Annotated in this window: 28 protein-coding genes and 2 tRNA genes; 9 read left to right on the top strand and 21 right to left on the bottom strand. The window is 41.4% G+C overall.

Annotation, left to right across the window (positions count from 1 at the left end):
• Position 1: 1 nt before the first annotated feature.
• The 13 genes from H153_RS0108075 to gspG form a co-directional block, all read right to left on the bottom strand.
• Positions 2 to 88 (bottom strand) — tRNA-Leu (locus H153_RS0108075).
• Positions 89 to 147: 59 nt separating this feature from the next.
• Positions 148 to 223 (bottom strand) — tRNA-Phe (locus tag H153_RS0108080).
• Between the two features lie 349 nt (positions 224 to 572).
• Positions 573 to 1,763, bottom strand: a complete 1,191-nt coding sequence (locus H153_RS0108085; RefSeq protein WP_022847617.1) for a type II secretion system F family protein — start codon at positions 1,761 to 1,763, stop codon at positions 573 to 575.
• 2 nt (positions 1,764 to 1,765) lie between these two features.
• Positions 1,766 to 3,187 carry a GspE/PulE family protein gene (locus H153_RS0108090; protein ID WP_022847618.1) on the bottom strand — a complete coding sequence of 474 codons (1,422 nt, stop codon included), beginning with the start codon at positions 3,185 to 3,187 and terminating at the stop codon, positions 1,766 to 1,768.
• Between the two features lie 8 nt (positions 3,188 to 3,195).
• Positions 3,196 to 5,136: a type II secretion system secretin GspD gene (gene gspD / locus H153_RS0108095; protein WP_022847619.1), complete on the bottom strand. Its 1,941-nt coding sequence runs from the start codon at positions 5,134 to 5,136 to the stop codon at positions 3,196 to 3,198.
• Positions 5,123 to 5,959, bottom strand: coding sequence for a PDZ domain-containing protein (locus H153_RS0108100; RefSeq protein WP_022847620.1), 837 nt, complete (start codon positions 5,957 to 5,959; stop codon positions 5,123 to 5,125). Before H153_RS0108100 ends, gspD begins: the two co-directional genes overlap by 14 nt.
• Complete coding sequence (locus H153_RS0108105) at positions 5,956 to 6,585, bottom strand: hypothetical protein (protein WP_022847621.1); 630 nt, start codon at positions 6,583 to 6,585, stop codon at positions 5,956 to 5,958. Before H153_RS0108105 ends, H153_RS0108100 begins: the two co-directional genes overlap by 4 nt.
• Positions 6,582 to 7,043 (bottom strand): hypothetical protein, encoded by a 462-nt coding sequence (locus H153_RS0108110; RefSeq protein ID WP_022847622.1) that lies wholly within the window; start codon positions 7,041 to 7,043, stop codon positions 6,582 to 6,584. The genes H153_RS0108105 and H153_RS0108110 overlap by 4 nt, the downstream gene beginning before the upstream one ends.
• The gene (locus H153_RS0108115; RefSeq protein WP_022847623.1) at positions 7,043 to 8,092 is read right to left on the bottom strand and encodes a hypothetical protein; all 1,050 of its coding nucleotides are present in this window, start codon (positions 8,090 to 8,092) and stop codon (positions 7,043 to 7,045) included. The genes H153_RS0108110 and H153_RS0108115 overlap by 1 nt, the downstream gene beginning before the upstream one ends.
• Complete coding sequence (locus H153_RS0108120; RefSeq protein WP_022847624.1) at positions 8,089 to 8,952, bottom strand: helix-hairpin-helix domain-containing protein; 864 nt, start codon at positions 8,950 to 8,952, stop codon at positions 8,089 to 8,091. The genes H153_RS0108115 and H153_RS0108120 overlap by 4 nt, the downstream gene beginning before the upstream one ends.
• Complete coding sequence (locus H153_RS0108125) at positions 8,949 to 9,479, bottom strand: type II secretion system protein (RefSeq protein WP_022847625.1); 531 nt, start codon at positions 9,477 to 9,479, stop codon at positions 8,949 to 8,951. Before H153_RS0108125 ends, H153_RS0108120 begins: the two co-directional genes overlap by 4 nt.
• Entirely contained in the window at positions 9,466 to 9,768 is a 303-nt protein-coding gene (locus tag H153_RS0108130; RefSeq protein ID WP_022847626.1) for a prepilin-type N-terminal cleavage/methylation domain-containing protein, read from the bottom strand. Before H153_RS0108130 ends, H153_RS0108125 begins: the two co-directional genes overlap by 14 nt.
• A complete protein-coding gene (gene gspG, locus H153_RS0108135; RefSeq protein WP_040371919.1) occupies positions 9,768 to 10,184 on the bottom strand; it encodes a type II secretion system major pseudopilin GspG in 417 nt (138 codons plus the stop codon). The genes H153_RS0108130 and gspG overlap by 1 nt, the downstream gene beginning before the upstream one ends.
• Before the next feature lie 117 nt (positions 10,185 to 10,301).
• On the opposite strand from gspG, the gene H153_RS10010 reads away from it, so the two are divergent.
• Genes H153_RS10010 through H153_RS0108155 form a run of 4 tightly spaced genes read left to right on the top strand, consistent with a single transcriptional unit; the run spans position 10,302 to position 12,698 of the window.
• Positions 10,302 to 10,772: a DUF2062 domain-containing protein gene (locus tag H153_RS10010; RefSeq protein WP_022847628.1), complete on the top strand. Its 471-nt coding sequence runs from the start codon at positions 10,302 to 10,304 to the stop codon at positions 10,770 to 10,772.
• On the top strand, positions 10,773 to 11,597 hold the full coding sequence (dapF, locus tag H153_RS0108145; protein ID WP_022847629.1) for a diaminopimelate epimerase: 825 nt from the start codon (positions 10,773 to 10,775) through the stop codon (positions 11,595 to 11,597).
• Positions 11,590 to 12,261, top strand: a complete 672-nt coding sequence (locus H153_RS09690) for a uracil-DNA glycosylase (protein ID WP_022847630.1) — start codon at positions 11,590 to 11,592, stop codon at positions 12,259 to 12,261. Before dapF ends, H153_RS09690 begins: the two co-directional genes overlap by 8 nt.
• Positions 12,261 to 12,698 carry a methylated-DNA--[protein]-cysteine S-methyltransferase gene (locus H153_RS0108155; protein ID WP_022847631.1) on the top strand — a complete coding sequence of 146 codons (438 nt, stop codon included), beginning with the start codon at positions 12,261 to 12,263 and terminating at the stop codon, positions 12,696 to 12,698. The genes H153_RS09690 and H153_RS0108155 overlap by 1 nt, the downstream gene beginning before the upstream one ends.
• A 191-nt stretch (positions 12,699 to 12,889) precedes the next feature.
• Here the strand turns inward: H153_RS0108155 and H153_RS0108160 are convergent, their stop codons facing one another.
• The 3 genes from H153_RS0108160 to H153_RS0108170 form a co-directional block, all read right to left on the bottom strand.
• Entirely contained in the window at positions 12,890 to 14,083 is a 1,194-nt protein-coding gene (locus H153_RS0108160; protein ID WP_022847632.1) for an amidohydrolase, read from the bottom strand.
• 100 nt (positions 14,084 to 14,183) lie between these two features.
• The gene (locus tag H153_RS0108165) at positions 14,184 to 15,257 is read right to left on the bottom strand and encodes a hypothetical protein (protein ID WP_022847633.1); all 1,074 of its coding nucleotides are present in this window, start codon (positions 15,255 to 15,257) and stop codon (positions 14,184 to 14,186) included.
• Between the two features lie 21 nt (positions 15,258 to 15,278).
• Complete coding sequence (locus H153_RS0108170; RefSeq protein ID WP_022847634.1) at positions 15,279 to 17,213, bottom strand: DUF505 domain-containing protein; 1,935 nt, start codon at positions 17,211 to 17,213, stop codon at positions 15,279 to 15,281.
• A 163-nt stretch (positions 17,214 to 17,376) separates the two neighbouring features.
• Here H153_RS0108170 and H153_RS0108175 point away from each other — a divergent pair, with 163 nt between their 5' ends.
• The 4 genes from H153_RS0108175 (at position 17,377) to panD (ending at position 19,479) form a co-directional block, all read left to right on the top strand.
• A complete protein-coding gene (locus tag H153_RS0108175; protein ID WP_022847635.1) occupies positions 17,377 to 17,871 on the top strand; it encodes a hypothetical protein in 495 nt (164 codons plus the stop codon).
• Positions 17,868 to 18,413 carry a hypothetical protein gene (locus tag H153_RS0108180; protein ID WP_022847636.1) on the top strand — a complete coding sequence of 182 codons (546 nt, stop codon included), beginning with the start codon at positions 17,868 to 17,870 and terminating at the stop codon, positions 18,411 to 18,413. The genes H153_RS0108175 and H153_RS0108180 overlap by 4 nt, the downstream gene beginning before the upstream one ends.
• Positions 18,414 to 18,593: 180 nt before the next feature.
• A complete protein-coding gene (mscL, locus tag H153_RS0108185) occupies positions 18,594 to 18,983 on the top strand; it encodes a large-conductance mechanosensitive channel protein MscL (protein ID WP_022847637.1) in 390 nt (129 codons plus the stop codon).
• Between the two features lie 115 nt (positions 18,984 to 19,098).
• Complete coding sequence (gene panD / locus H153_RS0108190) at positions 19,099 to 19,479, top strand: aspartate 1-decarboxylase (RefSeq protein ID WP_022847638.1); 381 nt, start codon at positions 19,099 to 19,101, stop codon at positions 19,477 to 19,479.
• Here the strand turns inward: panD and H153_RS0108195 are convergent.
• Genes H153_RS0108195 through H153_RS0108210 form a run of 4 tightly spaced genes read right to left on the bottom strand, consistent with a single transcriptional unit; the run spans position 19,476 to position 23,500 of the window.
• Positions 19,476 to 20,747, bottom strand: a complete 1,272-nt coding sequence (locus H153_RS0108195; RefSeq protein ID WP_022847639.1) for an MgtC/SapB family protein — start codon at positions 20,745 to 20,747, stop codon at positions 19,476 to 19,478. The two genes, panD and H153_RS0108195, sit on opposite strands and share 4 nt — an antisense overlap.
• Complete coding sequence (locus tag H153_RS0108200) at positions 20,744 to 21,583, bottom strand: shikimate dehydrogenase (protein WP_022847640.1); 840 nt, start codon at positions 21,581 to 21,583, stop codon at positions 20,744 to 20,746. The genes H153_RS0108195 and H153_RS0108200 overlap by 4 nt, the downstream gene beginning before the upstream one ends.
• Complete coding sequence (locus H153_RS0108205) at positions 21,558 to 22,850, bottom strand: replication-associated recombination protein A (protein WP_022847641.1); 1,293 nt, start codon at positions 22,848 to 22,850, stop codon at positions 21,558 to 21,560. The genes H153_RS0108200 and H153_RS0108205 overlap by 26 nt, the downstream gene beginning before the upstream one ends.
• On the bottom strand, positions 22,847 to 23,500 hold the full coding sequence (locus H153_RS0108210) for a phosphoribosyltransferase family protein (protein WP_022847642.1): 654 nt from the start codon (positions 23,498 to 23,500) through the stop codon (positions 22,847 to 22,849). Before H153_RS0108210 ends, H153_RS0108205 begins: the two co-directional genes overlap by 4 nt.
• A 74-nt stretch (positions 23,501 to 23,574) precedes the next feature.
• Between H153_RS0108210 and H153_RS10220 the strand changes: the two genes are divergently transcribed.
• Positions 23,575 to 23,892, top strand: a complete 318-nt coding sequence (locus H153_RS10220) for a hypothetical protein (RefSeq protein ID WP_196799804.1) — start codon at positions 23,575 to 23,577, stop codon at positions 23,890 to 23,892.
• Between the two features lie 230 nt (positions 23,893 to 24,122).
• Here H153_RS10220 and H153_RS0108220 read toward each other — a convergent pair whose 3' ends face one another.
• The gene (locus H153_RS0108220; RefSeq protein WP_022847644.1) at positions 24,123 to 25,097 is read right to left on the bottom strand and encodes a polyprenyl synthetase family protein; all 975 of its coding nucleotides are present in this window, start codon (positions 25,095 to 25,097) and stop codon (positions 24,123 to 24,125) included.
• Between the last annotated feature and the right edge of the window lie 4 nt (positions 25,098 to 25,101).

Genomic DNA, 25,101 nt, shown 5'->3' on the forward strand with positions numbered 1-25,101 from the left:
GTGGTGCCCGGGGCGGGAATCGAACCCGCACGGCCTTGCGGCCCCGGGATTTTAAGTCCCGTGCGTCTGCCTATTCCGCCACCCGGGCAGGCGGATAAAGATGCAAGATTAAACTTTTATTGTAATTTTAGTGAGGGAAAATAAAAATGGTGCCGAGGGGCGGAATCGAACCGCCGACACGAGGATTTTCAGTCCTCTGCTCTACCGACTGAGCTACCTCGGCAACCATGTAGAAGGAAATATAAACTTTTTGCCCCTTCATGTCAACGGTAAAGAATAATACAAGCTTATAAATGGTGGTGTTGCTGCCGCCAGAGTCTATTTAACCGCACCCCCGATTACACAAAATTATACATATGACCGAATGCAATATTTTTAAATAATTTTTGATAAAATGAATTAGCGGCACTTACAAGGAACCGTTATAGGTTCGGCTACTCTTGACTTCACAATCTATCCGCTTTTAAAGGATGAAAACGGCAATGTGCTTATATACCTTGATTTTCCAGGCTTTAAAGGACCGCAAATTCTGATAAAGCAGTAATCCTGCAGGGGCTTTAAGCCCCCTGCATTCACCTCACAGAAAGGTTAAATATCGGCAGAATCGTTGCAAAAACGAAAAACGCCACAAAAACGGCAAGAACAAGCAACGTGGCCGGTTCAAGGAGTGTTATAAACCTATTTATCAGTTTTTCCGTTTCTTTCCTGTAAATTGAGCTTACAAGTGAAAGCATCTCTTCAAGTTCTCCCGTCTCTTCACCAATAACAACAAGCCGCACCGCTGCATCGGGAAGCGCTTTGCTTCTGCTCAAAAACTCAGACATCCGCTTACCTTCCCTTATCCACTCAGGAAGTTTTTTAAACTTTTCAACAATAATAGAGTTGCTTATTGTCTTGTTTGCCACCACTACGGCTTCATCAAGTGTCAAACCGCCTGAAAGGAGAATGGAGAGAGTACCTGCCCAGGAGCTGTAGATAGAAAAAAGTTGAATGTTTCTAAAAAGGGGAATTTTTAATTTCAATCTATCCATTCCCTGTCTTGTAAAGATTTTTTCCTTAAAGAGTAAAATTAAAATTCCAGCCGGAATCAAAAGCTTAAAAAGAAGGGATAGAACAGAAGAAAATCCCATAATAATCCTTGTCGATAGAGGAATTTCCTCGTTAAACTGGGTGTAAATTTTAACTATTTTTGGCACAGCAACTTTCATCACAACAATCATTGAGATGAAGCCTATAACAACAACGATAGCAGGATAGGTCAGGGCACCTTTTATCTTTTCTTTAAAATCAGTTTCCCTTTCCAAAAACTTTGAAGCTGAAATAAGAACTTTCCCCAGAGCTCCCGACTCTTCTCCTGCAAGCACCATCTCAACAACAAAATCAGGAAATATGCCTGCCTCTCTCATAGCTTCCCCAACAGACATACCTTCGGCAACTTTTGAACGGGATAAAAGAAAAACTTCTTCAAGCTCCGTCCCTCTAAACTGATTGGCAAGAATTTCAAAAACATCGGTTATGTGAATCCCCCTGTCAAAAAGGGTTCCCATTTCATATAGGATAAGTGAGATATCGGAATCGGAAATTTTCTTTCCCACGGAGAAAGAGAAACGCTTTCTCTTTACCTTCCCAGCTGGCACTATTTCAAAAGGAATCAATCCCTGCTTCTCGAGAATCTGCCTCAACTGCTCTTCTGAAAGAGCTTCTTCTTTTCCCTTTACCTCTTTTCCGCTTGAATCGTAAGCTTTATACTCAAAAACCGCCATAACTAATCCCTTGCCACCTGAAGAACTTCTTCTACTGTTGTTATTCCCGATAAAACCTTCTCCATTCCATCCTCAAGTAGCGTTCTCATACCTCTCTTTTTAGCAAGTTCCCTTATCTTTTCAGTATCTGAGGTCCTCGAAATGAGGGCCCTCATCTCCTCATCTATCTTCATAACCTGATATATGGCAATCCTGCCGCTGTAACCCGTGCCAAGACACCTTTCGCAGCCCTTTCCACGCTTCAATCTTACAACGTTAACATCCCCTAAAACACTGTGAATGGTTTTAAGTTCCTCTTCTGTTGGTTCATACTCAAAAGCACAGTGGGAACAAACCCTTCTTACAAGTCTCTGGGCAAGAACACACTCAAGGGAAGATGCAACAAGGAACGGTTCAACCCCCATGTCAGTTAAACGGGCAATAGAGGAAGGGGCATCATTCGTATGCAGGGTAGAAAAAACAAGATGCCCCGTCATGGAAGCCCGAACAGCTATCTCGGCAGTTTCAAGGTCTCTTATTTCTCCTATCATGATAACGTCGGGATCCTGCCTCAAGATGCTTCTCAAACCGGCAGCAAAGGTTAAACCTATCTTGGGATTAACCTGCACCTGATTTATCCCTTCCATCTGATACTCAACCGGATCCTCTACCGTCAGAATGTTTTTTTCCGGCGTCCATATTCTCTGGATGGCAGCATAAAGTGTTGTCGTCTTACCTGAACCGGTGGGACCTGTAACGAGGATAAGTCCATGAGGCTTTGTAATAACATCCTCAAATACAGCGTGGTCCCTGTCTGAAAATCCCAGCTCTTTCAGCGTAAGCAGCTTATGGGAACGGTCAAGAAGCCTTATAACGACTCTCTCTCCAAAAACGGTAGGCAGGGTTGAAACCCTCATATCTATCTGCTTTTTACCAATCCTCACCTTTATACGGCCGTCCTGTGGAAGTCGTTTCTCAGCCACATTGAGGCGGGAAATAACCTTTACCCTTGAAACAACTTTCGGATAACTTGAAAAGGGAATTCTCGTAACTTCATGAAGAACACCGTCAAGACGAAACTTAACAATCACATCCCTTTCGTAAGGTTCAAAGTGAATATCGCTGGCACCAACCTTTATGGCTTTTAAAAATATCGTGTTTAGAAGCTGAATAATCGGAGCGTCAGAACCTGCAAGCAAATCTTCAAATATCGCTCCTTCAGCCTCTTCTCCCTCCTCAAGACGGCTCTCTAAAGAAGAGATGTAATCTTCCATCTTTTCGTTAAAGGTTTCTTCATCAACAAGAACCGTCTCGACTTTTCCGAAAGTGAACCTCAGGTCTTCAACAATGAAAAAGGGTGTATTTTCGGTTATGAAAAATCTTCCTTCACCGTCAGGAAGGATAAAATAGCGCCTCATAAAATCCACTGGAAGATCAGCCTTCACCTTTTACCTCAATCGTTTCCCTTTATATTTCCCTTATGTTCCTTCTGGTATTTAATGAACAGTTCGCTCATCTTTTTGTGCCACTCTGTTATCTTTGCAATCTCATCCGGCGTTTCAACAACATAAGGAGTCATAAAGATAAAGAGATTCGTTTTCTCCGTATCTTCAGAGTTGTATTTAAAAAGATTTCCCACAACAGGTATGGAAGAGAGCAGCGGAACGCCTTCCATCGTCTTTATCGTTCTCTTTGAAATCAAACCGCCAAGAACGATGGTTTTTCCGTCAGGTACCTTTATCGTTGTGTCAAGTTCCCTCTTTGAAGTTATTGGAACAACGTACTGAATACCTCCTATGTCCGGCTTTTCGTAACCGATAACATCATTAACTTCAAGGTGTGTTTCCATAACGACGGATTTGTCAACGGATATATGAGGCGTAATCTTTAAAACAAGCCCTACGGGTTTGTAAGAGTAATTTATTATTGGGTTACCATTAACATCAAACTTAACGCTCTCTGCAAACGGCGTTACCTGAGATACATCTATTGTTGCTTCCTTATTGTTAATCGTAAATATCTTCGGTGCTGAAATAACATTAAATCCGGTTCCGGATTCAAGTAGAGAAAACAGGGCAAGAAGATTTGGAAAGAAAACATTTGTCCCTCCGATGTTTACAGTCTGACCGCTTGAACTTAAAAATCCCGCTGCAAAATTACTCAAACCAACCGATGAATAAAAATCAGCATCGGAAAGCCCTCCCCTGAAAGCAGCTCCACCGTTCTTACCAAAAATCTGCCACTTTATGCCTATCTCTTTCATCGCCTTCTGAGAAACTTCGGCGATAAAGACAGAAACAAGTACCTGTTTTCTCTTTCTGTCAAGCTGTGAAACAAGATTCTCTATCGCCTTGTACTCTTTATCGTTAGCGTAAACTATCAAAGCGTTTAAAGAGGTATCGGGAACAATCTTTATTAAATCCTTTGAAGAGGGAAGAGGCACCACTTTTCCCTTCTTTTTAGGAGATTCCGAATAAATAGCAATGCTTTTAACAAGCTTACCAAGTGTATCGGCAAGGTCGTCTGCCTTTGAATTTTTAAGATAGATAACGTGAAAGGTTCTCTCTTTGCCTACAGAAGCAGGCCTATCAAGTTCCTTAATAATTCTGTCTATCTCTGGAATCAAATCCTTTCTCGCATTCACAACAAGGCTGTTTTCAGAGTTGACGGAAAAAGAGGTAAACGGAACACCTCTCTTTGCCATTGAAGCGTAGATGGTTTTAAGTGCCGTGGCAACTTCTGACGCCTTTGCATAGTTAAGCGGATAGACTTTAACTTCCGTACCTTTCTCAGCAGAATCTATGAGTTTTAAAACAGCCTCAAAGTTTCTGATGTTCTCTGCCGTATCGGTTATTATCACCATGTTTGTGGGTCTGTAGAAAAGAAGATTTCCCCTTCTTCCCCTGAAACGGCCAAGTATCCTCTCAACATTTGTAACATCACCGTTTTTGAACCGGTAAACGTAGGTGACAAGCATACTGCCAGAAGAGAGCTTCTTTTCAAGAGGCGGCGTTTCATCTTTTGCTCTCGTAAGAGGAATAATTTCATAAAACTTCCCTCTATCAACGATTGTAAAACCCCTCGTTTTCAAAATAGCCGTGTAGATGTTCCAGAAATCACCGATAGAAACAGGTTTTGAAAAAATGAGAGTAACCTTTCCGCTCAAATTTGATGGAACGACAATATTCTTCCCGGTAATCTGAGAGACAAGGTATGTTAAGTCCCTAACGTCAATATCCCTAAAGTTAAGAGTAATTTCACGGCTCTTCTTTATCTCGTCAATGTTTTGAAGAAGAACAGAAATTTGCGGATTTACCTCCTGTGCGGCAAAAGAAGAAATATTAAACAGAGTAACAGAAAAAAGCAACGCTAAAAATAACCTACCTGATTTCATATATGATAACCTCCTTTCTTCCCCGTCTTTCAATTTCAACCTTAACCGTATCTTCGTTTCTCAACATGTTGTAAATCTTGAACGCATCCTCCACTGTTCTAACAGGCATATCATTAACGGCGGTTACTATATCACCGTTCCTAAAACCTATCTTTGTCAGAATTGTTCCCGGTCTTATTCTCAAAAAACGATATCCAATGGTCTCTCCGTGCCTTAAAACAGGAACGATGTTGACATCCTTCAGCAACTTACCTATATCTGCTGTCTCCTTTTCAACCATCGTCCTATCAAGATGGACAACGTGTTCCTTCCCTCCCCCTGCCACCGGAAAGGACTGATGAGGTTTTTGCACGGCTGAAATACCGCCTGGCGAAAGTATGTAAATCTTTGTTCCGTCATCAAGCTGATAGTACAGCTGCGTAATTTTTACTATCTTTCTGCCATTAAGCGTGTCTCCCTCTTTTAAAATTTTAAAACTACTGCCGTCAGAAACAAGTAAGAATCTGTTCTTCCCTGTTATTATCGTTCCCAGAACCCTTCCAGAAGCAAAAGAAACAACAGATGAACCATTTTTATCAGGAGATACCAGAGGCGCTCCGGACAGAGAGAGGAAGAATTTATCAATACCTGAATAGTCTATCCTGTTTTCCGGAACTTTTTTGTGTCCAGCAGGCGACAAAGACTGGTTAATGGTGAAATTTTTGTAAAAAACAAACAGAGAAAGAACAATGCCGAGCGCAACAGAGACAATAGAAACGGCTATAGAAATTACAGCATCGGGCAAAATGTAAATAAATCTCTTTAAAAGCTCTTCTCTCCTCATAGACTTAACCCTGCCACAACATATTTAAACCTTTTCGAAAGTCCTTCTCCTTCAATAAAAAGATTCACAATACCGGAAATGACAAAATCGCCACCTTTTTTACTAACGTTTCCCGTAGCTCTCCCCTTTACGAAAGAAGATGTAAAATCTGCCGAAAACTCCCCGTCTTTGTAGGAAAACTGTACATTCAGCTTTCCAGCGTTAACACCTTTGTAAAGGGCATTTTCAACATGAATCTTCCCGCTTACATCTCCAGAAAGATTATCCCTGACAAATCCATTAACATAAACAGTCCCTTCTCCTTTAAAATCACCAGCGTTTACAGAAAACGGTAACCCTTTAATAGAAAAGACCGCCCTTTTGCTAACGGGATAGACCTTTATACTACTGTTACCTGAAACGATATTGATAGAAATTACCCTGTTTATGCACTCAATATCACTTACCGACACACCTTTAAACGTTAACTCAGGTATCTTAATGTACCAACCGTTCCCATCAATAGAAGAAAATTCTGCACCGGAAGAGGCCAAAAGATTACTCAAAAATACATCTGCCGGCAGAAAGTAGAGGAAAGAAAAAATCACAGAAAACAGACACAGAATCGCCAGCAGTCCTCTTTTCATTGCCTCTCTCCAGAAACTGTCAAAAGTGCTTTAACCTTTCCGGTAACAGTGTCCACGTTCATGTATAAAACAGAAAATCCCCTGTTTTTAAAGATTTTTAAAGCCGAAGAGAAAACCTCCATCGGCGCACCGTCTATCTTTATCTCAAAGTTGTTTCCAGAAGGTTTAATAGAAACCACAAAAGGCTTTATCCCTGAAACTGTAAGAACGCTGGAAACGTCTTTAAGGGAAACGGGTTTTCCGCTCTTTTCCGGCACAGCCTCTGATAGAAGCTTTTTAAATGAATAAAACTCTGAAACAACGTTTTTTAGCTCTTTTTTTTCCCTAAAGTAACTGTTAAAGGCAGAGGGAAGCAGAATAAAACCACCGCCCAAAATAACCACAGCATAGATACCCAAAATCAGCCACCATCTCTCCTTATCAGAAAGAGACGAGAAAAAGAGTTTAACTTTTTCCATCAGTAGCGTCCCTCTAACCTGAACCTTACCTTATTTTTAAGTGTAACAGTTTCGGTAATCTCAGCGTTAAACTTCTTAAGTCTATCTGCAAATGTCGTAACGGAAGAGATATCAGGCGCTTCTCCTTCAATAGAAAACCGTCCGTCTCCAGCGTTAAATTTCAAGATAGAAATTGCATCTTTCCTCATCTTTCCTATATCGTTCATAATATCGGCTGCATCCACCTCTACAAAGTTTTTAGACGCAAGCATTCCCCTTAACTGCGTAAGCGGATCAACAGCAGGAATGCCTGGAAATCGCTTTTCAAAAAGCACAGCTTCCGCTCTTCTTATATCCCTGATTTTCCTTTTAAAAAAGAATCCACCTGCAAACAGAGTGCCACTTAAAATTAAGATGGAAAGAAGTAGAAAAACCGCCGACCTGACAAGAGAAACATCTATATCTGAAGACTCTTCCTTTAAAAAGTTTAATTCCATGTTCTTTATAACCTGAAGGGCTGAACCAAATAGAGGAAGCGTTTTTAAATCAACACCCTCCAAAGTAATAAGTTCTCCCTCTTCCTTGCTTCCTTCAAAAACCCTAACCGAAACAGGCACACCGCCTTTAATGGAAATAACGATAGTGCTGTCTTCCTTTGGGTAGTAAAACTCACCATCTCTCTTTTCATTCAATAGAACGATCCTTAAAAGAGAGACAACCTCGCTATCAAGAGAATCGGCTTCCCTTTTTTCTACCTCTTCCACATCCTTTCTCTCTGCAATGACGGTAAAGACAGTTGTTCCTTCACCGTTTGAAAAAAAGAGAGAACGATAAACCAAATCTTTCCGGGCAAGCAGAGGATTTGACTTAATGTCATTCTCAACGATTTTAAGAATCTTCCTCTTATCGTTAAACGGAAAGTGCCTGATTCTAAAGGTCGTCTTTTCAGCGGGAAGAAGAACAAACAGTCTATCATAATTCTGCCTGTCTGAAAGCCTTACATCAGCCTTCAGAACATTCACATCAAAGTTCTTTCCGTAACCGTCAGGATATTCAACTCTAACTATCACCTTATCTTTCTCCAGACCTCTTTTAAAGAAGCGCCATCCCGTTTAAAAAGTATATAGAGGTAATAAGTACTCCCACCTGTTTTAACGCTGGCCTTTGCCAAAAAGTAACTGCTCTTTACATCAACAAAAGGTTTTATTCTATAAATAATATCAGATGTCATGCCTTCCACATTTATAAGATCGTCAACCTTTTTAAAGGGGTGCTTTTTTCTGTATTCAATGATGTTGTCAGCAAGATTTTCATCTATACTTTTGTCTAAAGACATTAAAATCCACTTTGACGCCGTGTTTATGTTAACCTTCCCGTCTGTCCATACAGACAAAAGTGAGCGGAGTCCTGGACGAAACTGACCTCCTTCAATTGTCCCGTTAAAAATTTCGGCAGTTACACCATCTACAAGTTCAAGCTCCTCAGTGGTACTGAATTTCTCGTGTTTAAAGTTCAAACTATCTGGAAGCATCCAGTCCTCTATACTCTTTGTTAACGTTTCTCCGCCAAGTCCCGTAACATCAAAAAGTCTATCGAAAACAGCCTCTGCCTTTTCATTCACCTTTCCATTTTCAACAAGCATATTGGGATTAAGGTAACGCTCCTCATCCTCCACCTCAACAGTCAGATCAATGCCGTCCAGGGAAATGGGTATCGGATAACTCCAGTATTCTCCATAGTAATCAACATTTCCATCATCCTGCGAAAGCAGCTCCCTAATACCGGCAGACATTGCATCAGCAAGAGCCATAACCTGTTCCTGCTGAAGAACCTTCGTTACATACTGAGAAGCGAAGAAGGTTTCATTTGCCGTCTCAGTCACAACCGCCGTCACAGTACCTATAATCATTAAAATAACAAGGAGTATCATTCCACCTTTCCAGTTATAAGAAATTCCCTACCGTCGACAGAAAGCTTTGCAACACCGGTAAAATTCCCCTTGAAATTTTCCGTCCAGTGATTACCATCTAAAACTTTAAAATCAAAACCCGAAAACTCTCCCAAAACAATTTCTTTTGTACCGTTAGACTCCAGTTTCCCATCAGGATATGGAAACTCCTGATAGATAACTTTAACCCTGCCGTCGTCCGCCTTTTCAAAAAGGTAAACTGCCCTAACGCCACCTGTATAAAAAACCGGATAGAGCGTATAGAAAGAGAGTCTATCTTGCGTCAACAAAAAATTTTCATTTTCAGGCTTAAAAAAAGAAAACAACTGCTTTGAAAGTTGAGAATAGAGGGAAAGGGTATCTTCTAACTGAACAGCCCTTCTCTCAATATTCCCCGAAGAAAAAACAATTCCACTGTAAAAAAACTCAACAGCCGCAAAAAGAACGGCCATAAGAGAAACAACTATAAGAATTTCAAGGAGCGTAAAAGCGCTTTTACCGTTTTTCATAGTAGTAAAATGTGAAAAGGTTTTTCTCTCCTTTTTTAACCTTAAAAATTCTCTCTACCACACCATAATTAAGGTCTTTCTCTTTTTCTTCCACAGAAAATCCGTCACCCCTGCCCTTACCAGATAAACCGTAAATACGGGACTTAACTATATAAAGACCCTTAACCACATCCTCCGCATTTCCCAACCTTTCAACATTTTTTGAAGAGACAAAGATCAGAGCGGAAGCAGCTACGGCAAAAATGGTAACACCAACAAGGACTTCAAGAAGTGTAAATCCTTTTCTCATTACTCCCACACGGAAATGTCATCCTGAGTATTCAACTCTCCATCGGGTCCCTTTGATTTTAACTCAAAAGGATGCCTATCACCGGGACAGACATAAACAAAATCATTCCCCCAACCGTCCTTTGGAACACTGTCAAGGTACTGACGCCAGTGGGCAGGAACGGGCGGTATTTCTGGCTTCTCAACAAGGGCTTTCAATCCCTGAGAAGTCGTAGGATACATACCGTTATCCAGCTTATACATCTCAAGGGCTCTTTTGATTTCTTTAAGCTGAACTTTTGTCGTTTTAACCTTTGTCTCATCAACCCTTCCGGTTAGCTTCGGAACAACAATCGCCGCAAGAAGAGAAAGAATAACAACGACAACAAGGAGTTCTATAAGGGTAAAACCTCTCTTTTTCACTGAAAACCTCCACATCTCTTCTAAATTACTATTTTACCCTAATTAAAAACAAAGCTGTACAAAAATTTGTAAAAGCATACATTTTTTTGTAGAATGTGTTGTCGTAAATACCAGCTGCTATGAGGAAAGGGAATGAAGCTTAAAGAGCTTTTCTCCTTCAGATTCTACATTAAAAAACTACTTGAATTAAAAGATAGACCGGAAGAAACTGCGAGGGGACTGGCTCTTGGTGTTTTCATAGGTTTCCTTCCCGTAAACGGATTCCAGGTTCTCATAGCAATAACAATAGCTGCATTTGCAAAGGCAAGCAAAATTGCCGCTGCCATAGGAACTCACGTTACAAATCCGTGGACCACGGTTCCCGTTCTTGTAATAGACTACTACGTTGGATGTAGAATCTTGAGACTTCTCGGATATCAGGTAATGAGAGTTTCACTGTCAACATTTTCGCTTTCAAGAATCTTTTCAGCAGGCCTTGCACTTTTAGCACCAACATTTGTAGGCGGTGCCTCTTTAGGATTAATCTTTTCCATACTTTCATATTTTGGATTTAAAAAGTTAGTTGAAAATATAAGAGAGAAGCAAAACGCGGAGACAGCGTAAGTGATTGAATTTTCAAAGTTAGAAGGAACGGGAAACGATTTTATAATAATAGACGACAGAAATGGCTCTATAAAAACATTTCTTAAAAAGAAAGAAATAGAAGTAGAAACTTTCGTTCAGACAATCTGTAACAGAAAAAGAGGAATTGGTGCTGATGGGCTAATTCTGATAGAAAATTCATTCCGGGCAAACTTCAAATGGGATTTCTTTAATGCCGACGGCTCAAGAGCTTCCATGTGCGGGAATGGGGCAAGGTGTACCGCAAGGTTCGCTTTTGAAAAAGGAATAGCACCTCAGAAGATGAGTTTTGAAACCGGGGCAGGAATAATAAAAGCTGAAGTAACCGGTAAAACCGTAAAAGTACAGATGACCCGGCCCCACAGCATAAACTTTACCCGTGAAATAGAGATAGACGGTGGAAAGGTAAAAGGTGCTTTTCTAAACACCGGCGTGCCCCATTTCGTTGTGTTTGTTGAAAATATAGAAAACGTTAACGTAGAAAGTTTTGGAAGAAAAATAAGATTCCACAAAACGTTTGAACCGGAAGGAACTAATGCCAACTTTGTCCAGTTTAAAGACGGAAAATTGTTTGTCAGAACCTACGAGCGGGGTGTAGAAGGGGAAACCCTCGCCTGTGGCACCGGTTCCGTCGCTGCGGCAATTACCTTTTCGAAACTCTTTTCCCGCAAGCCTCCCATTACTGTAATCACCCGTTCCGGCAAACCGCTCACCATCTACTTTGACGAAGAGTTAAAAGAAGTGTTCCTTGAAGGAGGAACGACCTGGATATGTGACGGAAAGCTGAGGGAGGAAGTCTTTGGATAAGGTTCAACAGTTCATAAAATTTTTAAATGAAATTGGATACGAAGAGATAAAAATAGAAGGAGCTTTTATGAAAGAGAAAGAAATTGCGAAAGATAAAGAAAATGATATCTCAGCTCTTGAAAAATTAAAAGACGAAGTCCTTAAATGCAAAAAGTGCAGACTTGCCGAAACACGCCACAACGTTGTATTTGGCGAAGGTAATCCAAAAACAAATCTAATGTTCATAGGTGAAGCTCCTGGCGAACAAGAAGATCTTCAGGGAAGGCCCTTTGTAGGAAGGGCAGGACAACTGCTGACAAGATTTTTAAATCTGTTCGGCATAGAAAGAGAAAGGGTTTACATAACCAACATCGTAAAATGCAGACCGCCAAAAAACAGAAATCCCCAACCTGACGAAATAAAAACCTGCTACCCTTACCTCAATAAACAGATAGAAATAATAAAACCAAAGGTTATCCTCTGTCTCGGAGCGTTCGCCGCAAGAACGGTTCTAAACCTGCCTGAAAAAACCCCTATATCAAAGATTAGGGGACAGGAATTCAAGGTAAAAGATTACATAGTTATACCGACATTCCATCCTGCGTACCTTCTAAGAAACAGGCGAGGCGAAACAGACTTCCAGAGAGACCTTGAAGTTGCTTTAAGGATAGCTGGAATGATCTAATGATAACCATTGTTCAGTTCTCATTTGGAGTCACCGTAATAGTAGAACACATAGACAACACCGTAACAAAAGTGAACTTAACAGCAGAAAAGCTGGTAGAAACAGAGGGGCATCCTTTAATTGTTAAAAGATTTCAAGCCTACGAGAAATACGGGAAAGTCATTGTCCCATTTAAAAAAGAGTTACTTACGCCTTTTCAGTTAAAAGTTTTCTCAACCGTCACAGCCATTCCACCGGGTAAAACCGCAACGTACGGTCAAATCGCAAAGACACTTAAAACATCGCCAAGGGCTGTCGGACAGGCACTTAAAAGAAATCCCTTTCCAATTATCATTCCCTGCCACAGGGTTATATCATCCAGAAATATTGGCGGCTTTTCCGCTGGAATATCCATAAAAAAATTACTGCTGAACTTTGAAACAAATCACTTTATATAACGGTAGTGTATGATGCAAAAACCTTCCTTTTTAACAAGAATTTTCCTATCTATTCCCTCAGGAACAACAACAACCTTGCTGCAGCACGCCCTCTCTAAAAACCTTTCAATGAGTTTGGGAAACGGACACAGCGTGCCTTCAAGTTCTGCCCCTCCAACACCCTTTGGACAAAAACGACAAGTTGAAGAAAGTTATTTAACCATAGAAGAAAGCCACTTAAAAGCAAGAAAAGATAAAACAGCGGTCCCAACGGGAAGAGCATCTTCATCAATGTCAAACTTCGGATTGTGAAGCGGAAAGGTTGTTTCCTTTTTTTTGTTTCCCGTTCCAAGTCTGAAGTAGGTACCCGGAACAATTTTCAAATACTCCGCAAAATCCTCCCCACCCATTGAAGGTTTTTCAAGGTAGAGAACGTTCTCCTCACCAAGAAACTCTTTCAAACTGTTCATTGCAAATTCTGTAACTTTCTTATCATTTATGAGGGGTGGCGTCCCTTCAGCATACTCAAACTCATAGGAACCACCGTAAGCAGCGGTTATACCCCTTAAAGCTTCCTCTATCCAGAGAGGAATCTTCTTTCTAACATCCTCGTTTAAAGTTCTTATCGTTCCTGTCATCTCAACAGTATCCGGGATAACGTTTTCGGCCTCACCACCTCTTATCGTTCCTATGGTAAGGACAGCAGGGTCAAGTGGATCAACCCGTCTGCTAACAATGTGGTGGAGAGTATTAACAACCTGAGAAGCTATCAAAACAGTATCTATACCCATGTGGGGCTTTGAAGCGTGCGTCCCTTTGCCGTGAATCTTTATACTGAATACATCTGAAGAAGCAAGAACAGCACCCGGGCAGGTTGCCACCTTACCTGTCTCAAGTTCCGGGAAAACGTGAAGACCGAAAATAGCACCGACATCAGGGTTTTTAAGGACCCCGGCAGCAACGAGTTTTTTTGCGCCGCGGCAGTCCTGCCTCTCCTCACAAGGCTGAAAAATAAGCTTTACATTTCCTTTAAGTTTATCCCTGTGTTTTACAAGCAACTTTGCCGCTCCAAGAAGCATCGCCGTATGGGCGTCGTGACCACAGGCGTGCATAACACCTTTAATCTTAGAGGCGTAAGGCTTCCCCGTCTCCTCTTCTATTGGAAGTGCATCCATATCAGCCCTTAAAGCAACAGTCTTATCACCGTTTCCCTTTATAAGGCCAACAACAGCCGTTGTATCACCAAAGTTTTCAATAACTTCATCAACCCCAAGGCTTCTGAGAGTATCTGCCACAAGCTCTGAAGTTCTGAACTCTCTCCCGGAAAGTTCGGGATATTGATGAATCCTGCGTCTTAAACCAACCACGAAATCCTTTATCTCCTGTGCCTCCTTTAGAAAATCCACTTTTACACCTCTCAGAGGGAAATTTCACTATTAGAATATAATCCTTTAAAAGTAAAAAGCCCCGACCTAAGTCGGGGCTTCACACGGCAATTTAGAGATTTTAAGCAACTGGATAAGCAACTTCCGGCCTTTCTTCCACAAGGCGAATATCGTAGGCACCTTCAGGAATAGGAACAATCTTCTCCCTCTTAACCCATCTTTCAGGAAGGTGAATAACTCTGTCGCCTATGTGAATAACTGTAGGCCTGATATTCGCTTCATAAGTTATTCTCACACCGTAAACTTCGCGTCCAAACCTGTTTTTAAATTTTCCCGGCCCTTCCATTTTAATGTTTCTTGCCGTTCCTGGAATGTATATTCTTTTAGCATACTCTCTGTTCCTTACAGGATGGTGATACACAAGCCATAAAACCTTACCTTCTTTATATCTTGCTTCAGTAGGAATATACTCCTGAGCTTTCTTCTCTTCTTCCAGAAGTCTCTCCACATACTGCTCTAGCGTTTCATCTTCTCTCACATCACTTTCATCCCATACTTCGTAAGTTATCCTCCAGCCGTTAACCTCTGAAATTACATTGGCAAGTTTAACAGTCCTTTCTTCCTCAACATTCACAATGTCATCAATCCTGTCAAGAATATCCCCAAATCTTTCCCTGAAATCCTTCAAGTGAGTAATCGCAACAATCAGGTCTGCCTGACGTTTTAACTTCGTCAGAAGCTCTGAAGACTCAGCAAGCACCATCGCCTTTCTTATAGCACAGAAATCCCTGCGAAGTTCCTCAAGAATTTCTGGAGAAAGTTTCAGGTCGGTGACAGCTTCTTTTATCTCTCTCATAATCTCTTCAGGCAGTTCTTTAAGACGCTCTTCTATACTTCTGTTATCACTCCCCCAGGGATCATAAGTCTTTTCCCATCCGTTGTAAGCTGAAATGTAGTTTGCAAGCCTTACTGTTGCCCTGTTTTCTTCAAGGGCAACTTCTCTTAGCTTTTCAATCATGGGCCCAAACTTTTTAAGCCAGAACGGTGAGTAGGTTAACGTGCACAGATAATCAGACCTTTTTTTAAGGTCTGTCAACTGCTCAACTGCCTGCACCTCAAGCATCTCGTCTCTGATTATACAGTTGATACGTCTGATGTCTTCCGGCGAATCCACTTTTCCATAAATTCTTCCCATGATACCCTCCCCTAATTAGGTTTAGTTCAGCCTGTCAAAGGCCTCAAGAATCAAAAGTCCAGCTTCGTTAATGCTGTTTTTACCGACAAGATTCGCCTTCTTAAGGATTAAAAGCTCCTCTCCAAATGTTCTCTCATCAAGGCCTGAAAGTTTTATGGCTTCTTTTAGATTCTTAGGAAGAACCCTTATCTTTTGTTCTTTAACGTAAAGCGTTCCAACTTTTCTAAGTGCATCAAGAACTCTAACACCAAGAGGCGTAATAGGATTGGCAAAACCTTCAGGCGTTCCAGCAAGGGCTCTCTTTATAAGTCTTCCCACCTCCGTCAGGACAATTGCTCTGTTCGGCAGAATATCAATATACCCTCTCGCCTCAAGCTTGTTAACGGCATACTCTATTTCTTCGTGCCATGTCTCATAAAAATATTCGTAAAGGTCATCTACAAAGAATCCAGTTTCTGGAATTTTGTGAAGCACCTGAAGTTCAAACCTTGTTATGTGAGGAAGCCTCCTTATAGCATAAGCAGCTTCTTCATAAAGCTTTCCAGCAACCGTCGGCTCACCGCCACCAACAAGCTGAGCGGCAACAGCCTCCTCGTACCACTCAACGTTTGGAGCACCAAATACTCTATTCTTGATTGTTATCGCTTTAACGGCAGTCGAAGAAATCTTTCTGAATCCCCTTGTCTCCATATCTTCAAGGATCTTTTTACCCCAGCCGGTCAAATAGTGAACTTTTTTACCATTGTAATCCTTTGATTCTATAAGGTTAAAGGATTCCAGTGTATAGAGGCTTTCCTGTACAATGTCATAAAGCTTAACATACCACCTGTTACCTTTCTCGTAGAAACTCTTGAAAAGCTCTTCAACCGTTTTAACTTCGGAAAACTTTTTCTTAATTTCCTCTTTTTTCTGATAACCGATATCCTGATAGAGTCTCCTTCCATAATGTTCCATGACATGTTTGTAATCTTTAAGCGGCTTGTAGAACAGGTAGTGAACAAGTTCATCAACCGTTGGAACAACTTCAGGATTATCCTTGTGCCTTTTCCAGACCTCTTCTATAGCTTTAAGAAGTTCAGCATCAATGTCTTCAACGTTTATCGTTTTAACCGGAAGAGATTCTTTATCCTTCCAGACCCTATAAACTTCAAGGAGCGCTTCTCCTGCGGGAAGTAGTTCACCTTTATCGTCAACGAGGGCAAGCTGCCAGAGAACCTCCTTTTCTTCCCCGTTAAGCTCTTCAATGCCCGCATCAAAACACTTAGCAAGCGTATCCATTATATCTTCAGAAATAACAACATCAAGAGCCGGTGGAATCAGCTCACACGCCTCTTTCACCTTACACCCAAGAGCTGTAAACGTATATATATCCGAAGCCGGAACGGAAAAGGCAATAAGCCTCATTGACTCAAGAATGAGAGGAAGCCTGCTTTCACCCTTTAGCACAGAACTTTCCGCAGGACCAGAAGGAATTGACCTGATATAGTCGTGAAGTTCCTTTGAGACGATAAGCCTTGGACTTGCATTCTGGAAGATATCGTAAACGGCCTTTCCATAATCGTTTACAACCTTAAAAGTGCCTTTTTTCTCTATCTTCCTCTCCTCTATGAAACCTCTTTCCTCAAGATACTCCTCTGCAAGCTTTCCGGGAATATCACCATTTCTGACAGCCGCATCTATCATAGCTATTATTTCAGAACCTACCCACCTGAACTCCTCATCCCACTTTTCAGGATGAGGAAGAATCCCCTTATCAACCATCTCTTTTAAAACATCAACAAGGGCTTCGCCCCAATAGGTAAGTACGTACTCAAGCGGCTTACCCATCCTCGCAAGATTTGCCATCTCAAGTTCTACAAATGGCTCTTTTTCAGTTTCCTGAACTGTGCAGAACTTTCCCTTTTCTACTCCTTTCAGCCTCAGAAGGGCAAGTGCGTGCTCCTTTCTGATTACCATCTTCACCTCCGGTTGTGATTTTCAATATGCTTCTATGTTTGAAGATATATCATAAATCTTTTTAAGTCAACTGCAACAACGAATGATTAAGCTTGACAATAGTACTTTAGATTTTTAAATTGAGTTATGTTAATTTATCTCAAATCAGACAGGGAGGTGAAAAATGAAAAAGCCGGCATGGATAGTGGTACTTCTAACAACCATCGGACTGCTCCTTGGATGGAGCATAGGGACGTTCTTCACCGGTGTAACAGTGGCAAAGGTGGTAGCGTCTATTCCCGCATCACCGATCGTCACAGGAGTAAACTACAACAGAGATAAGCACCAGCTTACCTACTCAATGCTCAACCCGGGCGGAATGCCACTTACCATCATTCAGGAATCCTTTGTATTTACGCCAGGAAGCAAATCTAAAGAGAAAGGCTATGTAGTATCCAACATTCCGGTAAAAGTAACCTTACCCCCGGGAGTCGTTACAAAGGTAATTTTGAAACTTAAACCGGGAACCGAAAAGCTCGAAATTGGCGACGGCGTTCTGGCAACATTCACTTATGTAACCCCGCTTTCAAATGACCTCTATACAGTAATTCATCCATTTAAAATGGGAGTATCCGGTAAAGCTACCGCTCAAAGTGCTAAAAAAGGAGGTGAAAAATGAAAAAAGAAAAATTAGTATGGTGGCTTTTTATGATTATCTTCGGAATCACTGTAGTTGCAGCAGCATTCGGAGTAGCAGCCCTGATATCAGTTGCAATGTCCAGCCCCGAAACAGCAGCATTCGTAGTAGGATTAATTGGATTCTGGCTGTTTGCTAACAGACTCATCTTTGGATATGGAGGTGTGGCAAATGCAGCTTCAACATTCTTAAAAGGAGAAAAAATTGATAGAGAAACATTGATGGCAAAGGTAAAAGAGCCAGCGGAAAAGATAAAGGAAATGAGCATAGCGTCACTGCTCATACTATGGTACAACTCACTGGAACCGTTTAAATATGCTTACTATCTCGGCTTTTTCCTCGTCCTTACATTCGCCGTTATACTTGGAATGAACATAATCGTTGCAGGTCCGGTAGCCTTAGTAGTAAAGGCTTTAACTTACGGTGCCTCCATACCAACGCTCATCGTATGGGGACTTGAGCTTCTTTCAGGATACTACATTGCTGAAGTAATCAAAAAGGTTGCAGAAGACATAAGCAAGTGAGGGGGACCCCCCCCTCACTTGCTCTAAAATTTCTCAATTAATTTTGAAAAATTAAAAAATTAACGAAAATTTGACAAAAATTTCCCCGTTATATTAAAATAAATTCTGAAATTCACAATCAGATTTAAGCAACTTGATGTTTGTCTCTGCAAATTAAATAAGACCAAATGGAGGATGAACATGGGAATGCTGAAAGAGTTTAAAAATTTTGCCATGAGAGGGAATGTAATTGATATGGCAGTCGGTATCATCATAGGTGCGGCTTTTGGAAAAATTGTTTCATCATTCGTCGGTGATGTGCTTATGCCGGTGATAGGACTGTTAATAGGAGGCGTAAACTTTACCAGCCTGTCAATTTCTGTAGGAAAAGCCACCATTAAATACGGAAAATTTATACAATCTGTCGTTGATTTTACAATTATAGCTTTTGCAATATTTTTAGCTATAAAAGCTATAAACTCACTTAAAAAGAAAGAGGAGGAGAAACCATCAACTCCACCTGCACCCTCAAAAGAAGAAATTCTGCTTTCAGAAATAAGAGACCTTTTAATGAAAATGGCTGAAAAATAACTTCCTGCGGGCTTCTGCCCGCTTTCACCAATAATTCATCATACCCTCTGCTTTGCACTTTTACACCAAATTTACATATATTTACTCTGGATAAACTCTCTAACGGAGAGACAGGATGAGAAGATTTATGTTTAAGTCAAAAATACACAGAGCAACGGTAACACAGGCTGACCTTAACTATGAAGGAAGCATTACCATAGATTCGGCACTTATGAAGCTTGCAGACATTCTTCCCTATGAAAAGGTTGACATATATAACATAACGAACGGCGAGCGTTTCTCCACTTACGTTATCCCCGGTGAGCCGGAAAGTGGCGTTATATGTCTTAACGGTGCAGCTGCAAGAAAAGTTCAAGTTGGGGATAAAGTCATAATCGTATCCTACTGCGAACTTGAGGAAAATGAGCTTGAACACTTTTCACCAACGGTTGTTCTGGTCGATGATGAGAACAGACCTGTAAAGATCACCTCTCAATCCGGCGGTGTGGTTGTCTAACGAAAGAGAATCGCAAAAACGCCTGCAAGTCCCAAAGTTTCACCTGCAAGGAGTAAAAGAAACCCTTTTGTGCTTTCCTTAAATATTGCCTCACCGCCAATAAATAGAGTGAGGAACCATTTGAACAGAGTATTTACAGTTGCTGCAATGAATATCGCTGCAACTGCAACAAGAGCTGTAATTTCACCAGAAGAGTAAAGTTTTGCCATAGAAAGCGTTATGGCGTCAACATCGGAGAGGCCGGAAACGGCAGCTATCGCAAAAAGTCCCCAGGCACCAACGTACCTTGCAGCAAACTTTGTGAGAAAGAGAACAAATCCAAAAAATACACCGAATTTAAGTGCAGTTGAAAGTTCGTAGGGATTCTCAACTTCTATCTTTTCATTTCCCTTTGTCATCCTGGCTCTGGCGTAGGTAAATAAGAGACCAAAAATGGTAGCAACAACGCAGGGAAAGAGGAAAAACTTTATAAGAGAAGTATTAACGATAAAAACAAGTGTCAGTATGCGGAAAAACATTATCGCAGAGGCACCAACTATCCCTGCAGCGTACTCACTAACTATAACAGGATTCCTCTTTGCAAATGAAGAGAGCGTGACGGTAACGGCAGTGCTCGACACAAGCCCGCCTATCAGTCCAGTAATAACCGTTCCCTTCTTGCTTCCAACAAACTTTGTAAGCACGTAGCCGATAAAATCTATCGTAGAAATAACAACAACCATTGCCCAGACATCTCTCGGATTAACGCCGTAGAAGGTTTTATCAGGAAGGAGAGGATAAATAAGAACCGTTACAACGGCAAACTTCAAAAAGGCAAAAAGATCGTCAAGAGTGATATGTCTGACAAATTCGTGCATCGGCTTTTTAAATGTCAAAACGGAAAAGACCGCAATAGATATAACTGCTGCAATCTGATACTCTCTGAAAAAGCAGAGAACACCCGTGAAGAAAGTAACAAGAGCTGCAAACTCTGAAGTTAAACCGGGCTCCTTCTCGCTCTTTTGAGCCATGAGGATAAAAGCTGAAGCCGCCGCGAAAACGATGGGAACGACAAGTGGCGATACAGCGTCAGCCACATGCGCCGATAAAGTTCCAAGCAGAGATATAAGAATAAACGTCCTTATACCGCCAAAAGTCGGTGTCCCCTCAAGTTGCTTTTTATACTCTCTCTCTATCCCTACAAGAGCACCGAAAATTATAGACAGGAAGTAGGGTTCGTACTGATTCCAGACGGAAGAATCAACAAGTTCCCTCATAAACTCTATCATAGCTGCTCCAGAATGACCCTCTTCATCACGTCCACAGGCGGCTCTTTCCCTGTCCATATTCTAAAAGCCCGTGCACCCTGATGAACGAGCATGCCAAGACCATTTATAATCTTCGCACCTTTTTCTTCTGCCACCTTCAATAGCTCTGTTTTAAAAGGTTTATATATGATGTCAACAACGACCACTGAAGGCGGGATAACCTCATAATCAAAAAGTGGCGGATCGGTCTCCCTCATACCGACTGAAGTAGTATTCACAATCAGGTCTGCACTGCTTAAGACCCTTTCAACATCCTCTAAAGAGATAGCCTCCACATCACCGTAACTTTTAAGTTTTTCCGAAAGAGCAACCGCTCTATCCAGCGTCCGATTGGCAATAATAACCCTTCCTGCTCCCCTATTTAAAAGTGCAAAGGCAACCGCCTTCCCGGAACCTCCGGCACCTATAAGCAAAACTGTCTTTCCTCTTACGTCAACTCCCTCTTCCTCAAGGGAATCAACAAAACCATCGCCGTCTGTGTTGTAACCGGAGAGGACACCATTTTCGTTTTTAACAGTATTAACAGCTCCCAAAAATGCTGCTACCTCATCTATTCTATCAAGAAACGGAACAATCTTCTCCTTTAAAGGCACCGTAACGTTTATTCCCTTTATATTCATCGCACGAAGTCCGGAAACGGCACCACCTAAATTATCAGGATTAACCTCAAACGGCACATAGACGGCATCTATTCCCAGCGCTTCAAAAGCTGCCGTCTGCATAAGAGGCGAAAGAGAATGTTTCACCGGAAATCCAAAAATACCGTAAACGTCAGTTTTTCCCGTTATCCTCAACACTTTTCATCTCCTCCAGCCACTGTTTTAACTGTTTCTCAAATCCAATCCCGTCGTCAGAGTAAAATTTTCTATCCTCAGCAAGATACTTCTGCTTAACGTAATGTTTGGGAAAATTGTGAGGATAGAGGTAACCGTTACCGTGTCCCATCTCCCTTGCACCTTTATAATGAGAATCTCTCAAGTGTAACGGCACAGGAAGAATATCACCAGATTCAATCGCTTCCATAGCCCTCTTTATCGACGTATAGACGGCGTTTGACTTTGGACTCATTGAAAGATATATCGTAACCTGGGCAAGGGTTAAAGCAGCTTCGGGCATTCCTATTTTTGAGACTGCATCCATGGCGGCGTTCGCCATCAGAAGAGCCTGAGGATTTGCGTTCCCTATATCTTCAGAGGCAAGAATCACAAGACGCCTTGCGATAAATACAGGGTCTTCACCGCCCTTAAGCATCCTTGCCAGATAGTAAAGGGCTGCATCAACGTCGCTCCCCCTTATAGACTTTATAAAGGCCGAAATAACATCGTAGTGATAGTCTCCCTTACCATACCTTGAACTCTCACCAAAAGCTACCTCTTTAACGGTATCTTCCGTTATCCTGGAACCGGAAGGCACTAAAGCAGCAATCTCTTCAAGGTAGTTTAAAGCCTTCCTGCCATCACCTCCAGAGAGTTTAGCAAGAAATTCAAGTGCTCCGTCAGATATGGAAAGATTTTGCCTTTTTAATCCCCGTCTATCGGTAAGTGCACGTAAAACCAGCGTTTTTATCTCTTCAGGCGAAAGAGGATTAAACCTGTAAAGCTTTACCCTTGATCTTAAAGCCGGAACAAGAGAAAAGTAGGGATTCTCTGTTGAAGCACCTATAAGTATAACGTTACCCGATTCTATGTCAGGAAGTAAAGCATCCTGCTGAACCTTGTTAAACCGATGAATCTCATCTATGAAAAGGATTGTTTTTCTGCCAATCTCAAAATTCTTTCTCCCTTTTGCAAGGGCTTCTTTTATCTCCTTAATATTTGAAGTAACGGCGTTAAGCTCTATAAAGTCAGCGTTAGATGTCTTTGCTATCAGTCTTGCCAGTGCCGTTTTCCCGGTTCCCGGCTCACCCCAGAAAATGGAAGATCTGACGGCATCACTTTCTATCAATCGCCTTAAAGGTTTTCCCTCGCCTATAATATGCTTTTGACCAACAAACTCATTAAGATTTTCAGGCTGGAGTCTCACAGCAAGGGGTCTCTTTCCCTTTGAAAAAAGCGTATCCTTCATCTCTCTTTTAACTCTCTGATAATCTCTATCACTTCTTCATCTTCAACCTGAGGAAAACGCTGGTAAAACTGACCAACGGCGTTGAAAAAGGCCGGTGCATAGAGGACAACAAGGTCGTCAGCAAGAGAAGAAAACTCCTCAAGTTTATCTTCCGGCATAACGGGAACGGCAAGAATTATCCGCAAGGGACGTTCTCTACGTATTTCAGAAATAGCCGCCTTTACCGTTAAGCCGGTTGCTATACCGTCATCTACAAGGATAACATCCCTGTCGTAAAGGTCAATATCCGAAATGCCAAACTTCCTCTTCCTCTCCTCAATCTCTCTTATCTTTTCAAGAGCCTTCTTCTCAATGTACTCCCTTGTAATTCCAAGCCTTGCAGCCACATCATCGGTGACAGAGGGATTTAGGAGAACGTGTCCCGTCTCTGTAACTGCCCCTATCGCAAACTCTTCGTTAAACGGAGCACCTATCTTCCTTGGAAATGTCAAAGTGAGAGGCGCACTTAAAGCTTTAGCTATCGGCTCTGCGACAACAACGCCACCCCTTGGAATAGCCACAACAACAGGATTGACAAGCTTTCCGTCGTATCTTTCAATCAACGCCCTTGCAAGAAGTTCCCCAGCTTCCCTTCTGTCTCTAAAAACCATAACTATCCTCTCTGAAACACTTCTTATTTTAAAATTTTACCCTTATTAAAGTGAGCACAACCTCCGATATAGTATTGGAAAAACAATCTCAGGTGAAATGGCAGTCAATCTCCTCTTTACCGCACCAACCATTTCCGACATTGAAAAATATCTACGGTTACTTAAAATATTCAGAAACAACAATCGTAAGCGTTACAAGTTTTACCACAACCAGCGCAAAAACTAAAAAATACCTGAGGCTTCTAAAAGAATTTAAAAACTACAGCATAAAATACAGGGTAAAATCACTCTCCCTGAAGGAAAAACTTCCAGTTTGTTCTTCAGTCATTATAATCAGCGAAAATGAAAACAGATTTTTCGCCTTAAAGTGGTTGCAATGTTCAAAGGAGTGAGAGGAAGTACCATCATGCCTTCTGGCACCGTACCTATCATCAAAAGCAAACGTCTGTTTCACATGGATTTCAAACAAATAAGGATTTAACTTTACTTAAAAAACTTGAAAATTACAAAAAAAATATGTAAATTGTAAACAGCAAAGAAGGGACTGCCCCAACCTCTGACTCTATTCAGTCAAGGAGGTGTGGAGAAGGGACAGCCCCTCCCAGAAAATTTATAAACCGCCTTAAAACGTTCTGGCGACTATGAAGTCCGCTATTTCTAAAAGGGATTCTTTATACTCTGAGTCCTCAATCGCCCCAAGAAGCTCTTTTGCTTTTTCTATATAGTTTTTAGCAAGATCAAACGTTTGACTTATTCCCCCTTTCTTCACAACCAGCATACGTACATATTCTATTTCTTCCTTACAAGGATTGCTTTTATTTAAAATATGATTAATTTTTTTCTTTTCAACCTCCGAAAGGCCATTTCTAACAGCGATTAAAGGATACGTAACTTTTCCTTCTCTGATATCGTTTCCGGCAGGTTTCCCTATGGTCTCTGAATCTGAAATGTAGTCAAACGCATCGTCCACAAGCTGGAAGGCATAACCTATATATTTACCAAACTTCCTCATAGCAATCTTTTCTTCTTCACTGGCACCACCAACTATTGCTCCGGCTTCACAGCAGGTAGAGAGCAAAGAAGCCGTCTTTCTGTAAATTATGTCAAAGTAATCTTCCTCACTTAAATCAAACTTACCAATAACTTCAAGCTGCTTAAGTTCCCCTTCTGACATGTCCCTAATCGCGTCTAAAGCCCTTTGAAGAACTTCCATGCCACCAAAAGTGGCAAATGTTGAAACACCCTGAGCAAACATGTAATCACCGACCAAAACGGCAACATCATTACCGTAAACTGCGTTGGCGGAAGGTTTACCCCTTCTTAAGGAGGCACCGTCCACAATATCATCATGAAGTAGCGTAGCGGTATGAATATACTCCATGGCTATAGCAACAGGAATTAAACGGCTATCGTCAGGATTAAAAAGCTTCCCCGAAAGGATTGTTAACCCCGGTCTTACCCTCTTTCCGCCACTGTTAAATATGTAACCGCCCGCTTCAAGAACGGACTTCACATCAGAACGCAAGAGTCTCCTTGCATAATCTTCACATGCTAAAAGCTCTTCTCTAATAACTTCAAAGGGCTTGAATATCTTCATACAT

It is taken from the genome of Desulfurobacterium sp. TC5-1, from assembly GCF_000421485.1.
GTDB lineage: Bacteria > Aquificota > Aquificia > Desulfurobacteriales > Desulfurobacteriaceae > Desulfurobacterium_A.